1 protein-coding gene is annotated in these 274 nt (G+C 44.5%); it reads right to left on the reverse strand.

Annotation, left to right across the window (positions count from 1 at the left end; translation table 11 throughout):
- A partial coding sequence (locus ACFINC_RS09455) for a radical SAM protein (RefSeq protein WP_375617044.1) occupies positions 1 to 274 on the reverse strand: 274 nt, incomplete at both ends.

Raw genomic sequence — 274 nt, forward strand, 5'->3', positions numbered from 1 at the left:
CACCAAGACGCCAAGTTTTGCCATCAGCACTTTGCCCATGCCAACCATTGACATTTTGTCCAAGCAGCGTAATTTCTTTAACACCAGCTTCAATGAGTTGACGGGCTTCTTCGGTAATTTGCTCGACGGAGCGCGATATTTCAGCCCCCCGCGTATAGGGAACAACGCAAAAAGTGCAAAATTTATCGCATCCTTCCTGTACTGTTAAAAATGCGCTAACACCCCTTTTTCTGACTGCACGTTTATTATGAGGTGGTAAATGAGCAAATTTATC

The sequence above is a fragment of the Bartonella sp. AP58NXGY genome, from assembly GCF_042195785.1.
Taxonomy (GTDB): Bacteria; Pseudomonadota; Alphaproteobacteria; order Rhizobiales; family Rhizobiaceae; genus Bartonella.